This is a genomic window from Alteromonas sp. ABH4_454 (assembly GCF_056311775.1).
Genome location: NZ_CM149972.1, coordinates 4,479,236 through 4,499,132 on the forward strand (window position 1 = coordinate 4,479,236; position 19,897 = coordinate 4,499,132).

Sequence of the window (19,897 nt, forward strand, 5' to 3'; positions counted from 1 at the left end):
TGATTGCTAAAAGTAGTTATCGATTTACTGCACCTTTGCTGGTGCAACTTCAACGGCATATACGTGGACTGGGCCGTGCATATTGGAACGGAAAACAACCCATTTATTATCTGGTGTGAAGGTAACATTAGGCTCTAACCTGTAATCGTGGTTTTCCATATTCACTAACTTAGTTGCTTTCAAAACTGACGGCTTAATCAAATGCTCAGCATCGGGCGCACTTATTCCTGCCACGTCTTTAACAAGTTGCGAATCAAAAAGGTATATCCATTTGCCATCATTGGCGCGAGCAACCATCTCACTGTCGCCGCCGTCACCGGCAAATAGAATTCCGTTAGGCGCAATATTAAAATGAACCGACCACCAGTCTCGAGGAAGGTGGCGCCATACCCGCTCGTTAGTGTTTATGTTTACACTAGCCAGCCAAAATACCTCTCCTCGCGGCGTTTGCAGGTCGTAGAAAATTCGTTCCCCTGAGGCATCAAAAAACTCATGCCCTGCTATTTCCATATTCATCGTCCGCGCGTGCATTTTTTTACGTTCACTGCCATCTAAATTCATGGTCCAAATGCGATCAACTTTATGCCATGGACCCTCGTGGCAATACATAATCTTGTTAGGATCTTGAGGAGAAAACTGAATGTGATTTAACCAGTCTGTCGCTTTATAGATGGTTCGCTGTTCTCCGGTCTTGATATCGACCACAAACATCTGCATAGGAATTCTAGCTTCAAGGCGTTCATTAATTCTTACCTCTTTGGCTTCAGCAAAAGTAAGTGGTTTACCGTCCTCACCTAGCGCCTCATATCGCGCTTCAAATCGAGCATGTCTTGGTCCCGATTCAAGTTGATAAGCACGCTCTGCAAACGCACCTATAAGCAAAGTTTCATCGGCATTGATTGAGTGAACTTTCCCCCTAGGCACAGTAGCAACGTGCTTTGCATCACCAGTATCAATATCAATCGCAAGTACTTGGGTAGGTTGCTGCAGTTCGTTTTTCGCTACAACTTTCCCGCTACCAACTCCTTCGATCTGTGTTACATACACATTGCGACTTTTCGGCCCCATAAATAACAACCCGACATCAGGATGTTCGTAGAGCCTGCGTACTTCAAAGGTAGTCAAATCTACTGTTGCAATGCCTCGCGGATTATCAACAGAGATAACCAATTTATCTCCTTCGGCGCTGTAACCGTTTTGATGGAAGTACAATGAGCGAGAGCCAGGTTCTTCAGACAGCCTTACAACACGGTGGCCCGTCGTCTCGTCTATCCACTCCTTAGGAATCGTGTTGGCAACACTTGAGGTAGCGAATAATGCCAAAGTGAGTAGGAGGCTAGAAAACGCGTGATTACTTTTCATTGAGTGCATCTCTCACTCCTGGTTTGGTAACTGAAGGAGAAAAACGCCCTACGTTATTGCGTCCCCAGAGGTCGTCGTATTTAAAACCAGATAGATCTTCTACAATGCGCTTGTTTTGTTCCGACGTTGGCGCAGTGGCGCCTGTTTTCAGATGAGCAATCTCTCCCATCAATACTTCATGGGTCTCTTTACTTAATTTAAAGAACGTAGATACGTAGAAGCCGAGCAACAAAACGATAATAGGCCCAACCGCTAGCATGACCACAATAGTGGAAACTGCTTGGTCACTTTGCGCGTCCGCGCCTGAAATAAATCCCCCCATTTCCAGGATGATCCCCACTGACATGACCGCAAGCGCCTGTGTTGCTTTTCGAATGAACGTCATGACACCCGCAAAACTTCCTTCGCGACGCTGAGCGGTCACGATTTGGTCTACATCCGCCATGTAGTTGTACGTGTTCCAAGGAATGTAATTAAGCGCGCCCCGACCAAGACCAGCAATAATCACGCCTGCGGCTAACCATAACAGGTTAAACTCTCCACTCATGACGTACATCAGCACTAGCGCGACAATAGCAACGATATAAAGTGAAATTGCTACGCGATAGGTTGGTGCAGGTCCAAACCGCATAACTAACGGTATTGCCACTGCCACGGCGGCGAGCTGTGCAATGTAAGTTACCGCCATCATTTCAGATGCCACGACAACGGTTCCGCCAATTGCGAATACGACAAAATAGGTGAACACAGCATTAAATACATCTTGGCTAATATAACCACCGAGATACATACCTAGATGTAAACGAAATGCTCGAATCTTCAGTGTAGAAGTGAGATTGGTATATAACACTTTGAAGGTATCAGCCACACTTCCTTTGCGTTCCTGCGCCAGCGCGTCTTCACTCACACCGGTTTGTTCACGTTCCCACGTAAACAACCACACAATGAAAACCACTGCCATAAACAAGGCCGCAAAAATAACCCCCATAATTAGGAAAGTTGATGCTGACTCTTTCCCCCCAACTGAACTGACAATCCAACTAGGTAGAATGCCCGCCAAAATTGCCGACATTTGTCCGGTAAGAATACGCGCACCGGCAAGCTTTGCTTTTTTCTTATAGTCATCTGTCATTTCGGCAGCAAGCGTTTCATAAGGAATGATCACCGCTGCGTAAACTAATTCGAAAAATACGTAAGTAACTAAATAGTAGAGGTAATGCTGACCACTAACCCACATTAATGCAAAGCTCGGAAGCAAGGGAATAGAAAACAATAAAAAGACTCTGCGACGGCCGAACCGGCGCCCAAGTCGCGTATTGCCTAGGCCGTCTGATATATGACCAATAAGAGGACTTGCAACCGCGTCTAGTATACGTGCTATGGCAAAAATACTCGCAGCTTCCACTGCTGATAGACCACAAAACGTTGTATAGAAAAACAAAATCCAACCACTGATGACGGCCATGGAGCCTGCACCGAGGATGTCATTAAGACCATACGCGATATAATTGACGGGTTTTAGTTCTCGTCTTGTCATTATTCTATTCCCTCTTCCCGTGTGATTGTTGATTAGATGTAGTTATTCATATACTCAACCAGAGCCAGTATCGCCATAGACTGGCCATACGGCATCGACGTTAACGGGATATCCTTGTAGCCTTGAAGGGTATCGAAAACAGGCGTACCAAATGAGACCTGCTGAAGTTCACCGGTTTCATCAATATGTTCAATCACCGCTTTGATTGCTTTTTCTGCGCAAGGGAGATACTCCTTACCAACGTAACCTTTTCGCACTGCTTTCAAAATGCCGTAAGCAAATCCTGCGGCTGCAGACGCCTCTAGATAAGAGTCAGGATCATCAAGCAAGGTATGCCATAAACCATTTTCATGCTGTGTCCCAACGAGTGCTTTAATTTGTACTTCTAATGTTTCAATTAAAAACAATCTCAAGCTGTCAGTCTCTGGTAAATCGAGCAACTCGATAAACTCAGGAATAGCGATAGTGACCCAACAGTTTCCCCTAGCCCAACGCGCATCGGCAAAGTTGTGACGACCATCAAATGTCCACCCGTGGAACCAAAGTCCTGTTTTTCTATCAGCGAGGTATTTGGTATGTAACATAAACTGACGCTTCGCTTCTTCAACATAATGAGGTCTGTCTAATAGCAGGCCTATTTTAGCCAGGGGAAGCACACTCATCATTAATGTGTCATCCCACAAGTGCTGATAGTTGTCTGCGTTAAACACAATATGTTGTAAACCATCTTCTTCGGTGCGCGGCATGTCTCGCATTACCCACTCTGCCCACACATCTAAATAAGGGAGGTAACTGCGATTACCCGTGCGTTCTTGCATGTAAGCAAGGGTTAGGAAAGGAGACATAGTGTTGACGTTTTTCGTCGGCGTGCCTTCTGCAAATCGGTCAGCAAACCATGCTTCAATAATTTCCTGCGCCTTGCTGTCGCCGGTAATATCCCAATACTTTAGCAAGCCGTACAGACCTATACCGTGCGTCCACTCCCAATCTCCCCAGCCTTTAGTGTCAATAACACGTCCATCTTCGAGTTTAAGCAAAAACTCGCCGGTTTCATCAGTAATATTGACAAGATTATCGATAAGTAAATCAATCTTATTGCGAACCGTTGAATAGGCGATGTCGTTTACGATAGCAGGCATAACAATTCCTCTAATTAAACAATACGGGCTCAAATATAGCCGCCGTAAAAAATCACTTTCAATCACAATACATCATTTCACATCAATTTAACATGATTACCGAAGTGATTTTTACAATTTAAATTCATATATGAAATTTATTTGTTCAAATAAGAAAAGGCGCTTAAAAATTAAGCGCCTTATAAAAGGTTAAACGATTAATTGTTGGCTGCTCTATAAGGCGTCTTTAATAAGAGCAAGATTTTGGATTGCAGCAAGTCCCCACTGGGACGCATCATTCGTTGCAAGCCAAGCTGCCTCGTCAACCGAATTTAGGGTTCTCGGCCCCGCAATGCAGTCAGTTTGGATGGCACCTTGACTACTAGCCTTATTGAACTCCCGCCAAGCTCGTTTAGCCAGGGTTTCATCATTCTCTTGAGCTGCAACATAGGCTGTAAGTCTAGAATGAGCCACCGTAAGACTGTTGCCTTTCATACGCTTGCCAAGTACTGCTGTTTGTTCACTCGCGGGCGCACTATATAAGCGGCCGTATTGCAGCCATACTTTTTTGTATTCAGGCACGTCGAGTAATTGCAGTAATTCAGTGGATATCTCTATTAGTCCGAATACCGAGCTTAAATGGGATAGCTTAGGCCCTGTATCTTCATAGGGAACTAATTTTTGTGTTTTCACATTGTAGCCAAATGCGCCTGCAAAGAACCCTTGAGGGTGAGAACCAATAACTTTCATCGCATTAACGAGCTTTTCTTTGTACTCGTCGTTACCGCTGCGCTCCCATGCCGTTAGCCAGTTTGCAGCAGTAGAGCCCCAATCTGTTCCTACTCCCATCTTCGCCAATCCAGGAATAGGGTTAACTTTATCTACCTTCCGGGTTGGATTTACCAGCAGCTTAGTGCAGCGTCTGCATTTGCAACTTCGTTGAGAACATCACCAGTTCGTTCGTCACCGGTAATGTAGTAGTGAAAACGACGATAAGCCGCGGTGCTTATGCGCATTTGTTTAGCACTACACCCCCAATGCTGTACGTTGTGACGAGTACCTAGCCCCTTAAATTTACCGGCGTGATATATATCCACATCGCGATTGTGCCGAGTCATGCGCTCAGCTAAATGAAAGCTGGTAGGATCGCCACTGCGTAAAAACGAGTACCATAGCCATAAATCAGGAGACAACTCAGAATTATCCCATGCATACCCCCCTATGTCGTATCGCCAAACGTGACGATCAGCATCATAGGTATGCATAATATCCCCGTAATTCCAAAATCCGTACCAATGACGCTGTTCAACTTGTCCAGCATAATAGTGAACCTGCCATGCTAGTCGGTCCTCTATTTGTTTGCGTGCAGGTGTTGAACGATCTGGTAAGCTCCACACGCCGCCAAATACTTTAGCTTCTAAGTAATCAATTGGCGCCGCCACTAATCTAGAGGGGTGGCGTACTTGCTCCGCCATGCGAATAATATCATCTCTCGCTGGTGTACTGTCTTTCACTGAAAGGGTAAATTCGGTGGTACGCGCGATGCCATGAGCATCGCCAAATCCAGGCTCATAATCTTCGTAGATGATATTGAGGGCGTCGAGTTGCTCCTCATAGGTTTCTTGACCCATTCCGTCGTGATAAAAGCGTACGTCCATGGCGGGAGCTTCAGGGGAGTAAAACCATATTGTGGCGTGAGAAATCGCTTCTCCTGCATCGCGTATATCGATTTGTACTGGGTGCAATTGCCAGAAGTCACGCATGCCAAAAGCGATACCGCCACTACAACCGCCCAGATAACCTACCCCACTTGAACGCGCCCCTTGATCTACACCTATCCAACCGTGACCTGCTTTGGTTCTCTTTTTGATCTCAAAGCCGTTAGCACCTATTTGCGTTAATGTAACATCGTTCCAAACTGGGATGTATTGCAAGCGACTACTTACACGCTCATCCCATTCACTTAAAGGAGGTGTTTTGCGTCCCGCGATCTGGGCATCTTTTACCGCTTGACCGGGGTCTCGCCTAAGTCCCGTAATACCCTTTACCGCTTCTGCCCATAGCCCTTCTCCTTCCCCTACTAAACGCAGATGCCTGTCGTAAAGTGCATCGTTTTGCAGTACCGAGAAACGCAAACCTAAACCTTGTATAAAGTCATTGTTTACATCGCCGTCAAAAACAAAAGAGTGAGTTATGTGTAACGCCTCGCTGCCAGCGTATCCATACAGTCGTATTGTGAAGGGCAACCATTGTTTACTATTTTCTCTAGCATGAACCCCCTTAACTTTGATGACAGCACGCACAGGTCCGGTCTGCTCAACCGTAACGCTTTGTATTTTTGAAGAAAACTGAGTAGTAACTGCATCGAAGTCAGGGGAGGACTTTACCAATCCGACAAGATGTGCGTTTTGCCCAACTAACTTGTTACCACGCATCAACTTACTAACAATATGCGTACCCTGTTTAGGAATTTCAAACTGCGCTATGCCTGTTGAAAGTGTCACCGCATTGGCGTTTTCACTTACCTTGACCGGTGTTCTGGGAATCTTTGGAGCCGATTTTATGATCTTTGCCGCGCGACCGACTTCTGCTGATGCAGGTATAGCATGAGCCGTCCACTTTATAGAACCATCAGGCCAAAATGCTGTTACCCATGTTTGCAGAGGAATCTGCTCGCTTTTTTCATTAACAAGCGAAAGTGGCTCTCCTTTACGCAACGCACCCTGTTTCCATGGATAACCAAAAGTCGTCCCTTTTAGTTCGCCGGGCTCATCACCGTCTAGCCAATTGAGAGCACCTTTAATACGCTCTATTTTTTTTGATGATTGAAGAGGCGTACCGCTAGACGGCTTGGTTGATGTTGAACACGCTGTGAATGAAAATGGCACAGATGCTGCCACCCCAGAACGGATAATAAATTCTCGTCTATCCATGTGGACTCCGATAACGCTTATTGTTAATTAGTTTTTAATCTTTGTTTAATTTTTATCACAAAAGAAATAAAATAACCAATTATGATTGGACTTGATTGATAATAATTGCGCATTTAAACCTTCAGGGGAGAGATCACTGTGTCGAATATATTTACTTTACTAGCCAAAGCTAGCTTATTTACACTCGTAGGGCTGTCATTGCCTGGCTGCCAAAAGGCACGTGAAACCACGCCCTCCAACGCGATCCCTGCACAAGTAACGCAACATATGCAGCTTATCTATGACAATCCCATGCACAGTGACGAAGATATGGCTGGTTGGCGAATGGAGGGACCTGGGCAGGTAAACTTCAAGAGTAATTGGATGCAAATGTGGTCACCTGATGAAGCCATGCATCATGTGTATTGGGCTCCCGTGTCATTTCCAGACAGCTTTGTAGCGAGTTGGCAAGCGCAAGCCCTCAATACTGACGCTGGGTTAGTCATTATTTTTTTCGCAGCTAAAGGGGTAAATGGAGAGTCTATTTTCGACGACCAGCTTGGACCTCGAAATGGTACTTTCACTCAATATACCGAGGGTGATATTAAAAGCTATCATATATCTTACTATGCAAACGCGGCCCACAACCCCAATCGTCAACACGCAAATTTGAGAAAAAACAACACATTCTCACTACTGCAAAAAGGAAAAGTAGGCATTCCTGCTCAGTCAACACAGATACATAACATCACGCTAGTGAAGCAAAGCGCGCACATACAGCTGTTTGTTGATGACGAAAAGGTGATTGACTATATAGATAACACTTCGGTTATAGACAACGTCGACACGGGTAAACCTTTGACAGACGGCTTTATAGGTTTTAGACAGATGAAATGGACTCAGTTCCAGTATAGAAATTTTAAAGTATGGGCCAATACAACCCCATAGCACTCACTAAGCCAGTGTCATAGCTGGCTTAATTTTCTCTACATGCGAACTAACAAAAAGTGATACTCGAACCTGTTGTTTTTTGTTGAACTTTTTGGCAGCAGCTAACAGGCTCTAGTCTAGATGAAATACTCGCGTAAGCGGCTGAACAACTGGGCTGTTATCGGGGTTGTGTTCCATAATATCGCCCATAAATGCCCACCACTTTTGCATGATTTCGTATTCGGGTAAGTTATCCATATCGTGAGTCGATTCCCGTTTTAACACCGCGAACAACTGCAAGGTGTCTGGGTGCAGAAATATTGAGTAGTCGTGGATACCCGCTTTTTTCAATAAAGCCACAAGTTCAGGCCAAATCTCATCGTGACGTTTTTTATATTCATCCTCAAAACCGGGCAGCAACTGCATTACAAACGCTATTTTTTCCATTTCAAATATCCTATTAGAGCTCACTGACAACGCACTTACCCAGCACTGATTTCGTTAAATGAAAACGATTATGCCGAGTCCCCCTGTGGCGCAAGGTTTAAATAAGGCGGCGCGCCTACATGTAGGGTTTGAGGTGATTATGCGTAAACGCGCCAAAAAATATACAAACGACTCTCGCGTTTACTTTGACAGCGACGATGGTTTTCTCGTATTAACACGAAAACCTATGTAACACCGGTCAAACTTCACACACCAGCCTTTAACATTCAAATTCAATCATAAATGCTCAAGAAATGTAAATACTAGGAAACATTAAAGTTCAAATGAGAAACATAACAATAGATGAATTATGAGCGCGCGAATACTTCATAGGCCGTGAAAATGTATAATATCCTCAGCCAGTTTTTGTAAGGAATTTTCTTGAGATTGGTTTTTTGCAATGTGTTCTACTTCATGAATCAAGTTGGCGTGGAGCCACGATGCTTCGACACTGTACATTGCTTTAATGGCCGCTCGCCTTAGTGCCAGATCAGGTTGGAATAATAGTTTCTCTATTGCCGATACGAGACTTAATTGAGTTCCGTAGAGCGTAATACCTGCGATAGCTTGAATCTGGATATCCTGATTTTGATGTTGTAATAATGCCTCCATATGCTGCGCTATGTCTTCTTTCTTGTACGCCTGAGCGCTACGTAAATTTAGCAACCTAGTGATATCAGCTATATGGGACGATTTCTCCATTTGATAACTCTGCTCAATCAAAAGCGCTTCTACTTCCATAGCAGTATTTGAAAAGTGATGCTTTTTGACAATATCAAGCGCTAAATCAACCGCTTGCGGTGTACTCTCATGAAAAAGACCGTTTAACACGGAGAATCTTAGGTTTTCATCCTCGAGAGAGAGGGCATCAAGTAAAATTCTCTGCTCGGAATAATTCGCGCTTAATAGTTTGTGAACCATAAACTCATGGGGTGATGGATGGGTTCGGAGCAAAAACAAGAAATCCAGAAGTTTTGATTTATCGCCGCTGATCAACGCGTTATAACCAGCGTCTATATTAGCTGTTACGTTGCTCTCTGAACGCGAACTTTGCCATGATATTAAAGAAGGCATAGTACAATTTACGATTGCTTCGTTGCCATTACTCACTTCGCTCAGCAAAGGCTTGTTGTTGTCGTAAGTCATTTCTCCATACCATTTTGTGAATACTAGAAATGAAACAGCTACGCCAATTGCGACACCTAGTACAATGCCATCCCCCTTTTTCATTCGCTCACCTCACTGCATGTTTTCCTATTTAGTACCATCCGCGTAATAGGTTTCAATTATGAATCAAATTGAATATTAGCAATTGATTCTGACCAATATTGATTGAAAAAATAAAAATTTAACACACGGTTAACATAACAACACAATAGGAATGCTTTATGTCTTTAAAAATAGCAAGAAAACAGGCTTTGTGGATATCACCACTGGGTGCATTGGCAATTGCTCTATCATTGGTAAGTGTGGCTGATGCAGCGGACACCACTCAGATTCCAAATAAACCCTCCTCTGCTATTAATTTAATTGATAATGAGACCTACGACTTTGGAGGCAGAACCATTGATGGAGGCAATATTTCAGACAATGGTTTGTTCCGTTGCTTCAACCGGCGGGGCGTAACGATAAAAAATGTAACGGTAACCAACAGCCCTCGCTACGCCTTACTTGCAAGAGGGTGTAGTAGTTTCACCATCGAGAACTTTAAAATGAAAAATATGAGCAATAGTGTTGGCGGAATAAGGTTTGATAAAGGCACCGAAAATAAAACCGTCACCATAAACAACGTTGAAGCCGACAATGTGGGTGGCCATGCCGTGGAATTGTGGGACACCAACGGGTTTACAATAGGTACAATCAAAGCGAACAATACAGATGGATGTGGTTTACTACTTAATCGCAGCAGAAATGGTACTGTTTCTCGCGTAGAAGGCGACAAAAATGATCAATATGGGGGATACGCCACGTTCAGAGTTGCGAATAATAATGGCGGAAATATTCAAGTAGGCTCAGTCAAATCTCGTAATTCCGGACGCGGCTTCTTTAGCGTCAGCGGTCTCAAGTGGTACAACAGTAAACTATGTAGATATAGCGTCGAGCAATAAAGAAGGTATTTACATTCAAGACTCATCCAACACTAAGGTAAATAGCGGAAAAGTAAGAGGGACACCCAATTGTAGAATAAGAGGTGGTTCTAATAATAGCATAAACGCTGATTGCGGTGGGTCGATCGCCAACTAATTAAGCCGCTATAACTGCAACAAAAACCAAAAAAACGCGACTTACTTTTTCACAGTAGTCGCGTTTTTTATCATTTATACATTTAATTTTCCCGCTACTAAAGAAGGAGATTAACACGCCTTACGGCCGATGGTTCAAAATTCAATAAAACCTATTATCAATTTACTGGACACCGAAAGCATTAAACCAGTCAAAAATAAAAATAAAAAGCCACTGTAATTAATCAACACTACCAATATTGGGACAGTAAAATGAAAAAAAATACATTTACAAAAACCTGTTTATCTATTGCCATTTTAAGCACAGTCAGTAGCCATAGTTTTGCCCAAGACGAGCCCTATTCATGGAATATCTCTGGGTGGATAAACGAAGGCTTAACCTATTACGACGACGGTGTGGGTAGTGATGTGGCACAACTTTCAGACAACGGTACAACGCTAGGCAGCCGTATTACGCTTTCAGGGAATTATAAACTGGAAGAACAAGGCATGGACGTGGGCTTTGAGGTCATTATTGAACCTCTTTCAGGCGCACCGAACTACGCCGGTGGTGGCCATCAAACCCCGCTTTTGTTTGCAAACCAGGATAACTTAGACACCTTCAATGGCGGCGACATAGGCCTGTTGGGCAGTAGCCTCTACTTTGGTGGCGACTGGGGTAAAATCACCATTGGTTTACAAAGCCTTCCCACCGATAACATTGCCGTTCTAGCCGATCCCTCTGGCACAATCTGGTCGGGAATTTCTCCATTATTTAGAGCAAATGGCTTCTTTATTCGAGGCGTAGAAGAAGGTTCAACCAATGTCGTGTGGGGTCAATTTGCTCAGTGCTTGGCTACGCCTGGCTTGGGTATTGGTATTGACTGTAACGGTATATATCGCAACGGCGTGCGCTACGATCTCCCTCAAATAGGCAACGTGAGTATTGCAGTAGGTTATGCAAACGACGAAATTTACGATATTGCGGTTAAGTATGCGGCTGAGCACGAAGGCTTCAAAACTAACCTTCATGCAGGTTACTCAGTGAATAAAGATGGCGGTAGCAATGTTGGGGGCAACAGTTCAACTACGCTGCAACTGCAAGCAGGGCTCATGCATATTGAGTCAGGTGTATTTGGGGTAGCCACTTATCAGATGGAAGAAGCTGACGACGCGATTGTTGGGTCGGGTGACGATACGGATGCCTATTACTTTAAAGCGGGTATTAGAAAACAGTTTAATCGCTTTGGAGATTCTGCTTTCTATGCTGAATATGCCAGTTATAACGACCAATACGGCATGGCTCATTTAGATGGCGTTACCGGCTCAGAGCTTAGTCAGTGGGGTGTTGCAGCAGAACAATATTTTGGCTCGCGCTTCTTGGTGTACGCGAAATACGAAAACCTAAGTTTAGATATTGATGGTTCAGAATTTGCGCAAGGAATTTATAACAGCGCAGAAGACTTAACCCTAATTCAACTAGGTGGCACTGTGTTCTTTTAATTGAGAATTAAAAATCAGTCATATTTTAACATTGAACTTATATCTAATTATCCTGAATTTTAAAAATCACTCGATTCATTTAATTAATGATAAAAACTGATCAATTTTAAACTTAAGTCAGAAATTAAAATTAAGCTAAAAGATATGACATAAAAAAGCGAGATTCACTCTCGCTTTTCCTATTTAAAAAGGAAAGATCATGAAAAATATATCTCTATTTTCATTACGTTCAGCTCAACCCATTCTGTTAGCCCTACTCTTCATAACGACAGTACATATCGCAGACGCACAGGTCATATTTCAGGAGGACAAAAACAATTTTATTCGCCTTGTTGAAAAGCAAAACGAAACAGACAGTGACGTGCGTGCCAACCAGCACCCCTTTACGCTGCAAGAGCAGGATGTATCCGCCATACTTAGCGCTATTGATGTGGTTAAGAACAAAAATACGTCAACACCGCTTTTTTCCAACGAACAGGTTGCGTTACTTGCCGCCTATCTGCCTGAGGCGCTGCGAACAGCGACTGCTCAGCAAGACGTAATTTTTGCTCTTAGTAAAGAGAAGCGATATTTGGCAGGCCTTAAAACCCAAACGTATTACGTTGCAGGCAGTATTTTCGTTGCAGACGACCAGCTCAATATTCTTATTGGCGAGTTCGATAAAGTAGCCAATAAAGCCTACGAAATGGCCTATGATCCTACTTCTCAGGGCTTGGTAAAATACGACTTTGATTTTGGTAATCGCAAACAAGCAAAGTTCTCATTCGATTCCCCACTCTCTTTTTCCGCACCTGGTATAGAGCTGAAAACGAAAAATCGCTTCGATTGGGTGGTCGCACCGACTCAGCTGGCATTTGAAGCACCTGTAGAAAAGGAGACACTTTCCCCAGCGAATAGGGAAAACACACCCAGTAAGAAAGACGTAGCTGGCTCGGCCCCCTTACCAGCAGAAAACGATATCGTTGCTCGTTTTAAACGGTTAGACGCACTAAAAAAGGCAAACCTAATTAGCGAAACAGAATACGCCGAAAAAAGAAGGCAGTTACTTGACGAGTTATAGAACGAAAGTCCCGTCCGTACTGGTCTTACGTGCTTTTTTATTATAAGCCATTGGTCTTATTAGGCCTGATTTAATGTTATATTAATGTTAACATTGTAAACATGTGAAGTGACTGTTTAGCTTTTAATATTTCGGAGAATTTGGTCACTTTGAAGCGTTTCATTTACGCCATAATTTTGTCTTACTAAAAGGCTTATGTGTGAATAAAACGCCAGCCCAAATAAGTCACAAGGCCAGCGGCAAATGTCGCTTTTTTAGCTGAGGGAAAGACCATGCACCGTATCTTGATAATTGACGACCACCCTATTTTTCGTCACGCGATGATTACTATCTTAGGGAAAAAGTTTCCCGACTCAGAAACCCTCGAAGCCAATTCAATTTCTGAAGCGTTAACGTTACTAGAGCAAGACGCGAAGTTCGACTTAATCATGCTTGATTTAAATATGCCGGAAACCTGTGGCCTAAACGGACTTTTAGAAATTCGAAACCAACACCCTAACGTACCTGTAGTGATTATTTCCGCTGAAACGGAAAAGCAAAATATACTGCAAACCATTTCTTATGGTGCCGTTGGCTTTATTTCCAAAAGCAGCAAGATTGAAGAAATAGCCACATCTATCGAGAGTATTTTTGAAGGGAACGTGTGTTTACCATCAGAGATATTGAGAACGCCGTCTACCAGAACACGCATGACCAATGACAACGGTATTTCGCCGGAGCAAATTCGTTCATTAACACGAAAAGAGCTGACTGTACTCAAATATCTAACTCAAGGGTTAGCCAATAAAGTGATTGCTTACGAGCTTAATATTTCTGAAACCACAGTTAAGTCTCATGTATCATCTATTCTCAAAAAATTAGGCGCCAGCAACCGAGTAAAGGTTGTCGCCAGTGCCGCGAATATCGACTTTAATCAATACGTATTTAATTAAGACCTGTTGATCTTTGCTGTGCACCGAAGATTAACAGGCCCCATGTTTCTATACTTTTATCCATTCAAGCTTGAGACTAGCGCCGCCTTAAGCACCGAAGAGTTAACAGGTTTGTGCAGCAGCTGAATGTCGGTGCCTTCAAGTTCATTCGCTAACGCTTTCGAGTGATTAGCGGTGCAAATCATAATGGGCATTGAAGGCGCGATTTTTCTTACGCGTTTCGCAATGTCTAAACCGGTTTCTTCTTCATCTAAGTGGTAATCGACAATAAGCATGTCGCACTCGTCAAAGCTGCCATTATTTACGGCACTGCATTGTTCAAAACCTGAGAAGGTGTCTACCTCCATGTCCCAGTTTGCGAACAACGTTTGCATAGCAATGCGCATATTCGCATCGTTATCAATGTGCCATATATGCTTATCCAAAACGTAATCTGGTAACGATGGCTCCAAAGTATAAAGATAGTCTTGCTCCTGGCTCGTATCACACACTTCGGTAATAGGAATGGTCACCGTGAAGCACGCGCCTACGCCCTCTTTCGAGCGCACTCGAATATCGTGCTCTAGCAACTTACTCATTTTATCTACAATGTATAGTCCCAGCCCCAAACTGTAAGAGTAGTTAAAATCGTTTTCTAATCTGGAAAACTCTTTAAAAATAACTTTCTGATCGTCTTCGCTTATACCCACACCTTGATCATAGATGCTAATTTCTAGGTTCTCATTCACCTTCCGTGCTGCCAGTAACACCTTGCCGTTAGCACCGTATTTCATTGCATTTATTAGTAAATTTCGCAATATTCGAGAAAGTAAGTTCACGTCTGTCACCACGAAGGCTTCTTTCAAGCGATAGCGAAAATCTACACTGTAGTCTTTACTGATATGCGTAAACTCTTCGGCTAGCTGCATAAGTAACGGCAATATATTTTCTTGCTGCTTATCGGGCTGTAACACCCCAGCGTCCAGTTTGGATGTTTCAATAAGCGTGCGAATAAGGCCATGTAAATCAGACAGTGAATTATCGAGTGCGGCAACAATGGGGCTGGATGAACTATCCACTTGATCTTTCAATGTTTCGTTGAACAAGATGGCAGCGCTAAGGGGCTGCATAAGATCGTGGCTAATAGCAGCCAAAAATTTGCTCTTTGAATCAATGGCTTCTTGAAGGGCAATGTTGGCGTGATTGAGTTCACGGGTACGCTTTTCTACATTCGATTCTAATTGGTCTTTAGCCGCTTTAAGCTGGAGTTGGCTTTCTACCTGCTGCGACACGTCTGTTGCCAAGACAAAGTGCCCGGTGATATCGCCAGACTCATTGAAATGAGGCAAATAAACTTTCTGTAAAAAACCAACGTCGCCATGAGCATTTTTTTCTTTGCTTTGAAAGCTCACCACTTCGCCTTGGTTAACACGGCGCAAGTACTGAATAAGATTGGGGTAAACCTCTTTCAGATGGCTTCGATCCATAGGCATATCATTAATGTCTTGCTCACTAACGCCATACCAATCGCGATAACCTTTATTGGTGTATTGAAACTTTTTATCGGTACCAATGTAAGCAATAAGCGCCGGTACATTATCGGTTATCATGCGGATCCAGCTTTCGTTTTGCTTCAGCGTTTCCGCGTAGTGATGCTGCGAAGTAACATTGGTGAACGTGCACAGCGTATTGCCGTCGGGCAGTGTAGTGATGTTGCGTTCAACCACCAGTTGCTCGTGGATAATCTGGGTACTTGGCCCCACCGGGTTTAAGTTGAGCCCGCTCCAGTGACGGTTATTTTGAAGGGCATAAATATTCTTACTGTTTACCAGTACGTGCTGAGGCACGTTTGACTGGGTCAAAAACGTGTTGTTCCAAAACGCGATGCCACCTTCTTTATCAATAAGCAATATTCCAACATCAATATTATCGATAAGGCTTTGCAACAGCTTGTTTTTCTCTTTAATGACTTGCTCGTAACGATTCGATTCAAGCAGTTTTACTTCAGTGATGTCGTTAAACAGAATAACGTTCCCGCCTTCTTGCGTGGGTCGATTGGTCAGCTGATACCACCGCCGGTTCGACAACTGATAAATCATCCTACCTTCGACATCAGCAGGCAGGGCGCGGCGAATAACCCCGGAATGCTTGGCAGCTTGAGTGATATCGTAATAGTTGTCGCCAATTTTAGGGGTAATGGAAAGGTCATCCCACACAGTTTCAAAGTGCCGATTAAAGAAGATGATCCCGCCCAGCCTATCTAGCAACACCATCGCCTGATTGGTACTTTCAATGGCATCGTGTAAACGCTGTTTAACCTGATGGGTTTCTTCGTGAGCCCGCACCAGTTCGGCATTTGACTGCTCCAGCTTTTGCAGTACTGACTGCAGCTCCTCTGTTTTCTGACTCACTTTTTCAGAAAGTTGAACCGAATGTTCGAAGGCGCGGTAACTGTGATGATTAAAACCGCCCTCTTCCATCCGATACATCAGCGCTGCGTTTATTTTTTCAAGCTTTTCGTTTTCACGCCGTTGCTCATAAAGGGCCTTTTGGAGCGCTTCCACGTCGGTAAATTGATTATTGGGCTGCAAAATACACCCCCGTAAACGTTTGGTTCAAGTGAACCGAGTGGATATGCTCGCCATAGGCATTGAAGCCCGCAACCTTGTATTTTTGCTGTAAGCGTTTTATCTCGTAGTCATTTTTGCCCTGTTGAATTTCGAGCCTTCGTAAGAAACAGTCACAGGCATAAACGAACTCGGGCTCGCCAAGCTCGGTTTGCAATTTATCCAACTTGTCTTCTAGTGCTTCAATACAATCGCCTAGCTGAATGAACGTAAGAATAATGCCAATATCAACCGCGCAATAGAACGTAATAGCGTTAGTCGCCAGATCTACTTTCTGGATTGAGCGAATAAAGTATTTTCCACCCACCAATACTGCCAAAGGGAAAAGAGAAAACACATCCGGCGTTAAGTCTTCAGCTTTCATTCCCAATAAACTGGCGTAATACTGCGCTGCGGGTTCACCGTTAATCTCATACACAGTTCGCGACTCAGGATCGGCGTGGGTGACCACCAGCTTTGAAACGGGAGAGTTAATGTGGTCAATGGAGAACACGGTGAAGGGCTTTCCCGTGCCAACAAGCAGCAGTACTGCTGCGTCTCGATGAAATTCACCGTTATAAAACACATAGGTGGCTTCAAGCTTTAGATCGTCGCCAGCGCTACCGCCTAAGTGTGGAATATTACCAAATGCAGTCGCAAAGGTTTCTAGAAAATGTTCCTCATGGCGGGTAAGTCCATCGAGCACAGAAATAACGAAGTGCTGCTCTGTATCGTAACGACGCTCCCTCCCCTGTAAGGCTCGGCGCAAACCACTGGCAATATCGTGGGCTTCATCAAAGTTTACTTCGCCCAAATTAGGCACCAATGCTGTGGCAATAGAAAATTCGTTTTTCAAAAACGCGACGGCCAAAAGTTTTTCTGTTCCGTAGCCGTTTTTATTAAATTCTCCTGCACTGGTGCAGCCAACAATATTCACGTGCGGAAAACGTGCGGAGATTTCCTTTGCTACGGTGTCTAAGTCAAAAAGCGTGCTGGTATGAAAAAGTAATAGCTCTATTTCATCGCACTTAACGTTGGCTAAAATCTCATTGGCCACATCACGGCAGGCTTCTTTAGCACCGTATAAACTAGAATGGTTGTCATCGTTAACCTTGCTATTAGCAGGTTGACTAAGTGCGGACAGGATTGAGGTTTTTGACACGCGTTGGCACCTTTTTCTTTTTATATTTATCGATTTTGCACAAGTCAGGGTTATCTAACGTAACCACACACTCTAGGCACTGAATACATTCAGCATAGTCAATGCTGCCGTCTTGTTCTATAGCATCAATACCACATTTCTTTTGTTTGCACAGCTGACACGGATTACCACAGGCATCTTTACGTGTAAGCAACTTAACTAAAGGGAAACGCCCCAGAATGGCGAGCCCTGCTCCCAACGGACATAAATAGCGGCAGTACACTTTATGAATTTTTAAGCTAAGTAGCAGCAATAAAACCGAATACAGCACAAAGGGCCAATATCGAACAAAGTGTAGGGTTATGGACGTTTTGAACGGCTCTATCTCAGCGAGCTTCTCCGCAAGGTTCAGCGAATAGAATGAACACGCAACTAGGCCTAGAAGCAATACATATTTAATTTTTTGCGCCCGTTTGTGGTGCTGAGGCTTAATTCTAATTTGTTTTATCCTGAGCTTTTCAGCCAGTATTCCCATCATTTCCTGAAGTGCTCCGAAGGGGCAAAGCCAGCCACAAAATAGTCCCCGACCAACAATAAACAACGAGACAAATACAAAGCTCCACAAAATAAAAATGACCGGGTCGAGAAGATATACCTCTAGGGAAAATCCATCGACAATATCCAGTAGCAGCGTGTATATGTTGACAACAGACAGTTGCCCTTGAGCGTAAAAGCCAATAAAAAACAGCACGAACACAAGGGAAAATGCCCGCACTGTATGCACAAACTTGGTGTAAGGCGTTAGCCTTTGCTGGAATGCAAAAAACAACGACAGCGCTACAAGATAAACAACGGTGATGCTTATCGTTAAGGCTCTGTCCCCCCAAATTTTCTGCCACAACGGAATGGGCTTCGCTAACTGAGCCTCAGGATTTTCCATAAATAGTTCACTAGGCAGTGTCACTTTCAAAGGGAACAGATGCTCATCTTGGTCGAAGAAACTTGGCTTAAACGGCACACTAATCGCTATTTCCATTTCTTGGTCAAGTGACAGCCCACCTTTCGATTTTACGCGAAGTACTTTGATCTCGTTGTAGTCGGGCAATGGTTGTGAAAATGCGGGGTCATAGAAGCTATAGAAATCGATATCGCGGATTGCCGTGGGAAAACCGCCTTGAGATACCCGTAAATGCTCAGGCGTGGTTTGGGGAATAAACTCATCGCTGATAAAACTGAACCCTTTCGTATTCAGTACCATCAGTGCCATTTCTCCTGGATTTAGATTTTCCTGTAACCGAGCAAACTCCTCTTCATCCAGCAGGTTTTTCCCCACAATAGGAAGACTTAAAAACGCATAGTAGTGTTCGGCAATGATGTCACCATCAAGAGCAAACTCGCTTTGAATATCGTCAACCGCCCGAACCACTTCTCTCGAGAGGCCTTCTGTATTCCGTCGAGTAATCTGGTGCTTTTGGATGTAGCCCTTGTCCACCAACTCGCTAAAAGTAAGAGGTTCGTAAAAGTCTGGATTGATAATATTGTTGCTAGGCGCAACAAAGCCATCGAGCTTAGCTCTGGCAACAGCTAATGCAGATGTCACGATGGTATCGTTGATAACCAGCACCGATACGGTGGCTTTCGTAATCCCATCAAAGTAGGTAGCGTCTTTGCCTACATTGCTTTTCCCACCAATGATAAAACGCTCTTTGACACTGTGTCCTTGATATTGAGCAACGAAATCAAACATGGATTTCTCACCAAGCCCGTGCAAAAAAATCGGCTCGCTATGCTGCTTGACGAAAAGATCGACCATATTGCCTTGTGTATCTAGCCCAATCACCACATTAACCGGTTTGCCTGAAAAGCCTATGAAGTCGACAAAGTCATTCGACTCAAAAACATATCCGAGTAGTTGCTGAAGCTGATAGACCGGGGTTACCTTGATATCTGTATGCATTTCCCCCACGCGTGTAGCGTTAGGAAATATTTTGTAAATGTCTTGTGGAATGTCTGTCGCGTCAGACTGCGCCAACACATTGGTGCTGAGAAACAGCAAGAAAATGATTGAGGAAAATGCGATGCGCATAAAAGTAGCGGGCAGCGGTAGGC

Annotated in this window: 16 protein-coding genes; 6 read left to right on the forward strand and 10 right to left on the reverse strand. The window is 43.9% G+C overall.

The window, feature by feature from the left end:
* Positions 1-24: 24 nt before the first annotated feature.
* The 5 genes from ACYX4W_RS19510 to ACYX4W_RS19530 form a co-directional block, all read right to left on the reverse strand.
* Complete coding sequence (locus ACYX4W_RS19510) at positions 25-1,371, reverse strand: oligogalacturonate lyase family protein (protein ID WP_476074268.1); 1,347 nt, start codon at positions 1,369-1,371, stop codon at positions 25-27.
* Positions 1,352-2,899 carry an MFS transporter gene (locus tag ACYX4W_RS19515; RefSeq protein WP_474854593.1) on the reverse strand — a complete coding sequence of 516 codons (1,548 nt, stop codon included), beginning with the start codon at positions 2,897-2,899 and terminating at the stop codon, positions 1,352-1,354. Before ACYX4W_RS19515 ends, ACYX4W_RS19510 begins: the two co-directional genes overlap by 20 nt.
* Before the next feature lie 32 nt (positions 2,900-2,931).
* A complete protein-coding gene (gene bglB / locus ACYX4W_RS19520; protein WP_476074269.1) occupies positions 2,932-4,038 on the reverse strand; it encodes a beta-galactosidase BglB in 1,107 nt (368 codons plus the stop codon).
* A 213-nt stretch (positions 4,039-4,251) separates the two neighbouring features.
* On the reverse strand, positions 4,252-4,866 hold the full coding sequence (locus tag ACYX4W_RS19525) for an exo-rhamnogalacturonan lyase family protein (protein WP_476074270.1): 615 nt from the start codon (positions 4,864-4,866) through the stop codon (positions 4,252-4,254).
* Between the two features lie 50 nt (positions 4,867-4,916).
* The gene (locus ACYX4W_RS19530; protein ID WP_476074271.1) at positions 4,917-6,950 is read right to left on the reverse strand and encodes an exo-rhamnogalacturonan lyase family protein; all 2,034 of its coding nucleotides are present in this window, start codon (positions 6,948-6,950) and stop codon (positions 4,917-4,919) included.
* A 138-nt stretch (positions 6,951-7,088) separates the two neighbouring features.
* Between ACYX4W_RS19530 and ACYX4W_RS19535 the strand changes: the two genes are divergently transcribed.
* Positions 7,089-7,877: a DUF1961 family protein gene (locus ACYX4W_RS19535; RefSeq protein ID WP_476074272.1), complete on the forward strand. Its 789-nt coding sequence runs from the start codon at positions 7,089-7,091 to the stop codon at positions 7,875-7,877.
* A 114-nt stretch (positions 7,878-7,991) separates the two neighbouring features.
* Here the strand turns inward: ACYX4W_RS19535 and rhaM are convergent, their stop codons facing one another.
* A complete protein-coding gene (rhaM, locus tag ACYX4W_RS19540) occupies positions 7,992-8,306 on the reverse strand; it encodes an L-rhamnose mutarotase (protein ID WP_474804981.1) in 315 nt (104 codons plus the stop codon).
* Positions 8,307-8,672: 366 nt separating this feature from the next.
* Positions 8,673-9,575 carry a HEAT repeat domain-containing protein gene (locus ACYX4W_RS19545; RefSeq protein WP_476074273.1) on the reverse strand — a complete coding sequence of 301 codons (903 nt, stop codon included), beginning with the start codon at positions 9,573-9,575 and terminating at the stop codon, positions 8,673-8,675.
* Positions 9,576-9,733: 158 nt separating this feature from the next.
* Here ACYX4W_RS19545 and ACYX4W_RS19550 point away from each other — a divergent pair, with 158 nt between their 5' ends.
* The 5 genes from ACYX4W_RS19550 (at position 9,734) to ACYX4W_RS19570 (ending at position 14,062) form a co-directional block, all read left to right on the forward strand.
* A complete protein-coding gene (locus ACYX4W_RS19550; RefSeq protein WP_476074274.1) occupies positions 9,734-10,453 on the forward strand; it encodes a right-handed parallel beta-helix repeat-containing protein in 720 nt (239 codons plus the stop codon).
* A gap of 7 nt (positions 10,454-10,460) precedes the next feature.
* Complete coding sequence (locus ACYX4W_RS19555) at positions 10,461-10,589, forward strand: hypothetical protein (RefSeq protein ID WP_476075506.1); 129 nt, start codon at positions 10,461-10,463, stop codon at positions 10,587-10,589.
* 251 nt (positions 10,590-10,840) lie between these two features.
* A complete protein-coding gene (locus tag ACYX4W_RS19560; protein ID WP_476074275.1) occupies positions 10,841-12,070 on the forward strand; it encodes a porin family protein in 1,230 nt (409 codons plus the stop codon).
* 199 nt (positions 12,071-12,269) lie between these two features.
* Positions 12,270-13,130, forward strand: a complete 861-nt coding sequence (locus tag ACYX4W_RS19565; RefSeq protein WP_476074276.1) for a hypothetical protein — start codon at positions 12,270-12,272, stop codon at positions 13,128-13,130.
* Between the two features lie 272 nt (positions 13,131-13,402).
* Positions 13,403-14,062 (forward strand): response regulator, encoded by a 660-nt coding sequence (locus tag ACYX4W_RS19570; protein ID WP_014950680.1) that lies wholly within the window; start codon positions 13,403-13,405, stop codon positions 14,060-14,062.
* Positions 14,063-14,118: 56 nt separating this feature from the next.
* On the opposite strand, the gene ACYX4W_RS19575 is transcribed toward ACYX4W_RS19570, so the two are convergent.
* Genes ACYX4W_RS19575 through ACYX4W_RS19585 form a run of 3 tightly spaced genes read right to left on the reverse strand, consistent with a single transcriptional unit; the run spans position 14,119 to position 19,874 of the window.
* Complete coding sequence (locus ACYX4W_RS19575) at positions 14,119-16,632, reverse strand: hybrid sensor histidine kinase/response regulator (protein WP_476074277.1); 2,514 nt, start codon at positions 16,630-16,632, stop codon at positions 14,119-14,121.
* Positions 16,619-17,809 carry a nitric oxide-sensing protein NosP gene (gene nosP / locus ACYX4W_RS19580; RefSeq protein ID WP_476074278.1) on the reverse strand — a complete coding sequence of 397 codons (1,191 nt, stop codon included), beginning with the start codon at positions 17,807-17,809 and terminating at the stop codon, positions 16,619-16,621. The genes ACYX4W_RS19575 and nosP overlap by 14 nt, the downstream gene beginning before the upstream one ends.
* Positions 17,778-19,874: a 4Fe-4S binding protein gene (locus ACYX4W_RS19585; RefSeq protein ID WP_476074279.1), complete on the reverse strand. Its 2,097-nt coding sequence runs from the start codon at positions 19,872-19,874 to the stop codon at positions 17,778-17,780. Before ACYX4W_RS19585 ends, nosP begins: the two co-directional genes overlap by 32 nt.
* Positions 19,875-19,897: the final 23 nt, after the last annotated feature.

What these genes read in the sequence shown, in the direction of transcription:
- ACYX4W_RS19510 (WP_476074268.1), bottom strand. Translation starts at nt 1,371, where the DNA reads ATGCACTCAATGAAAAGTAATCACGCGTTTTCTAGCCTCCTACTCACT.
- ACYX4W_RS19515 (WP_474854593.1), bottom strand. Translation starts at nt 2,899, where the DNA reads ATGACAAGACGAGAACTAAAACCCGTCAATTATATCGCGTATGGTCTT.
- bglB (WP_476074269.1), bottom strand. Translation starts at nt 4,038, where the DNA reads ATGCCTGCTATCGTAAACGACATCGCCTATTCAACGGTTCGCAATAAG.
- ACYX4W_RS19525 (WP_476074270.1), bottom strand. Translation starts at nt 4,866, where the DNA reads ATGGGAGTAGGAACAGATTGGGGCTCTACTGCTGCAAACTGGCTAACG.
- ACYX4W_RS19530 (WP_476074271.1), bottom strand. Translation starts at nt 6,950, where the DNA reads ATGGATAGACGAGAATTTATTATCCGTTCTGGGGTGGCAGCATCTGTG.
- rhaM (WP_474804981.1), bottom strand. Translation starts at nt 8,306, where the DNA reads ATGGAAAAAATAGCGTTTGTAATGCAGTTGCTGCCCGGTTTTGAGGAT.
- ACYX4W_RS19545 (WP_476074273.1), bottom strand. Translation starts at nt 9,575, where the DNA reads ATGAAAAAGGGGGATGGCATTGTACTAGGTGTCGCAATTGGCGTAGCT.
- ACYX4W_RS19550 (WP_476074274.1), top strand. Translation starts at nt 9,734, where the DNA reads ATGTCTTTAAAAATAGCAAGAAAACAGGCTTTGTGGATATCACCACTG.
- ACYX4W_RS19560 (WP_476074275.1), top strand. Translation starts at nt 10,841, where the DNA reads ATGAAAAAAAATACATTTACAAAAACCTGTTTATCTATTGCCATTTTA.
- ACYX4W_RS19565 (WP_476074276.1), top strand. Translation starts at nt 12,270, where the DNA reads ATGAAAAATATATCTCTATTTTCATTACGTTCAGCTCAACCCATTCTG.
- ACYX4W_RS19570 (WP_014950680.1), top strand. Translation starts at nt 13,403, where the DNA reads ATGCACCGTATCTTGATAATTGACGACCACCCTATTTTTCGTCACGCG.
- ACYX4W_RS19585 (WP_476074279.1), bottom strand. Translation starts at nt 19,874, where the DNA reads ATGCGCATCGCATTTTCCTCAATCATTTTCTTGCTGTTTCTCAGCACC.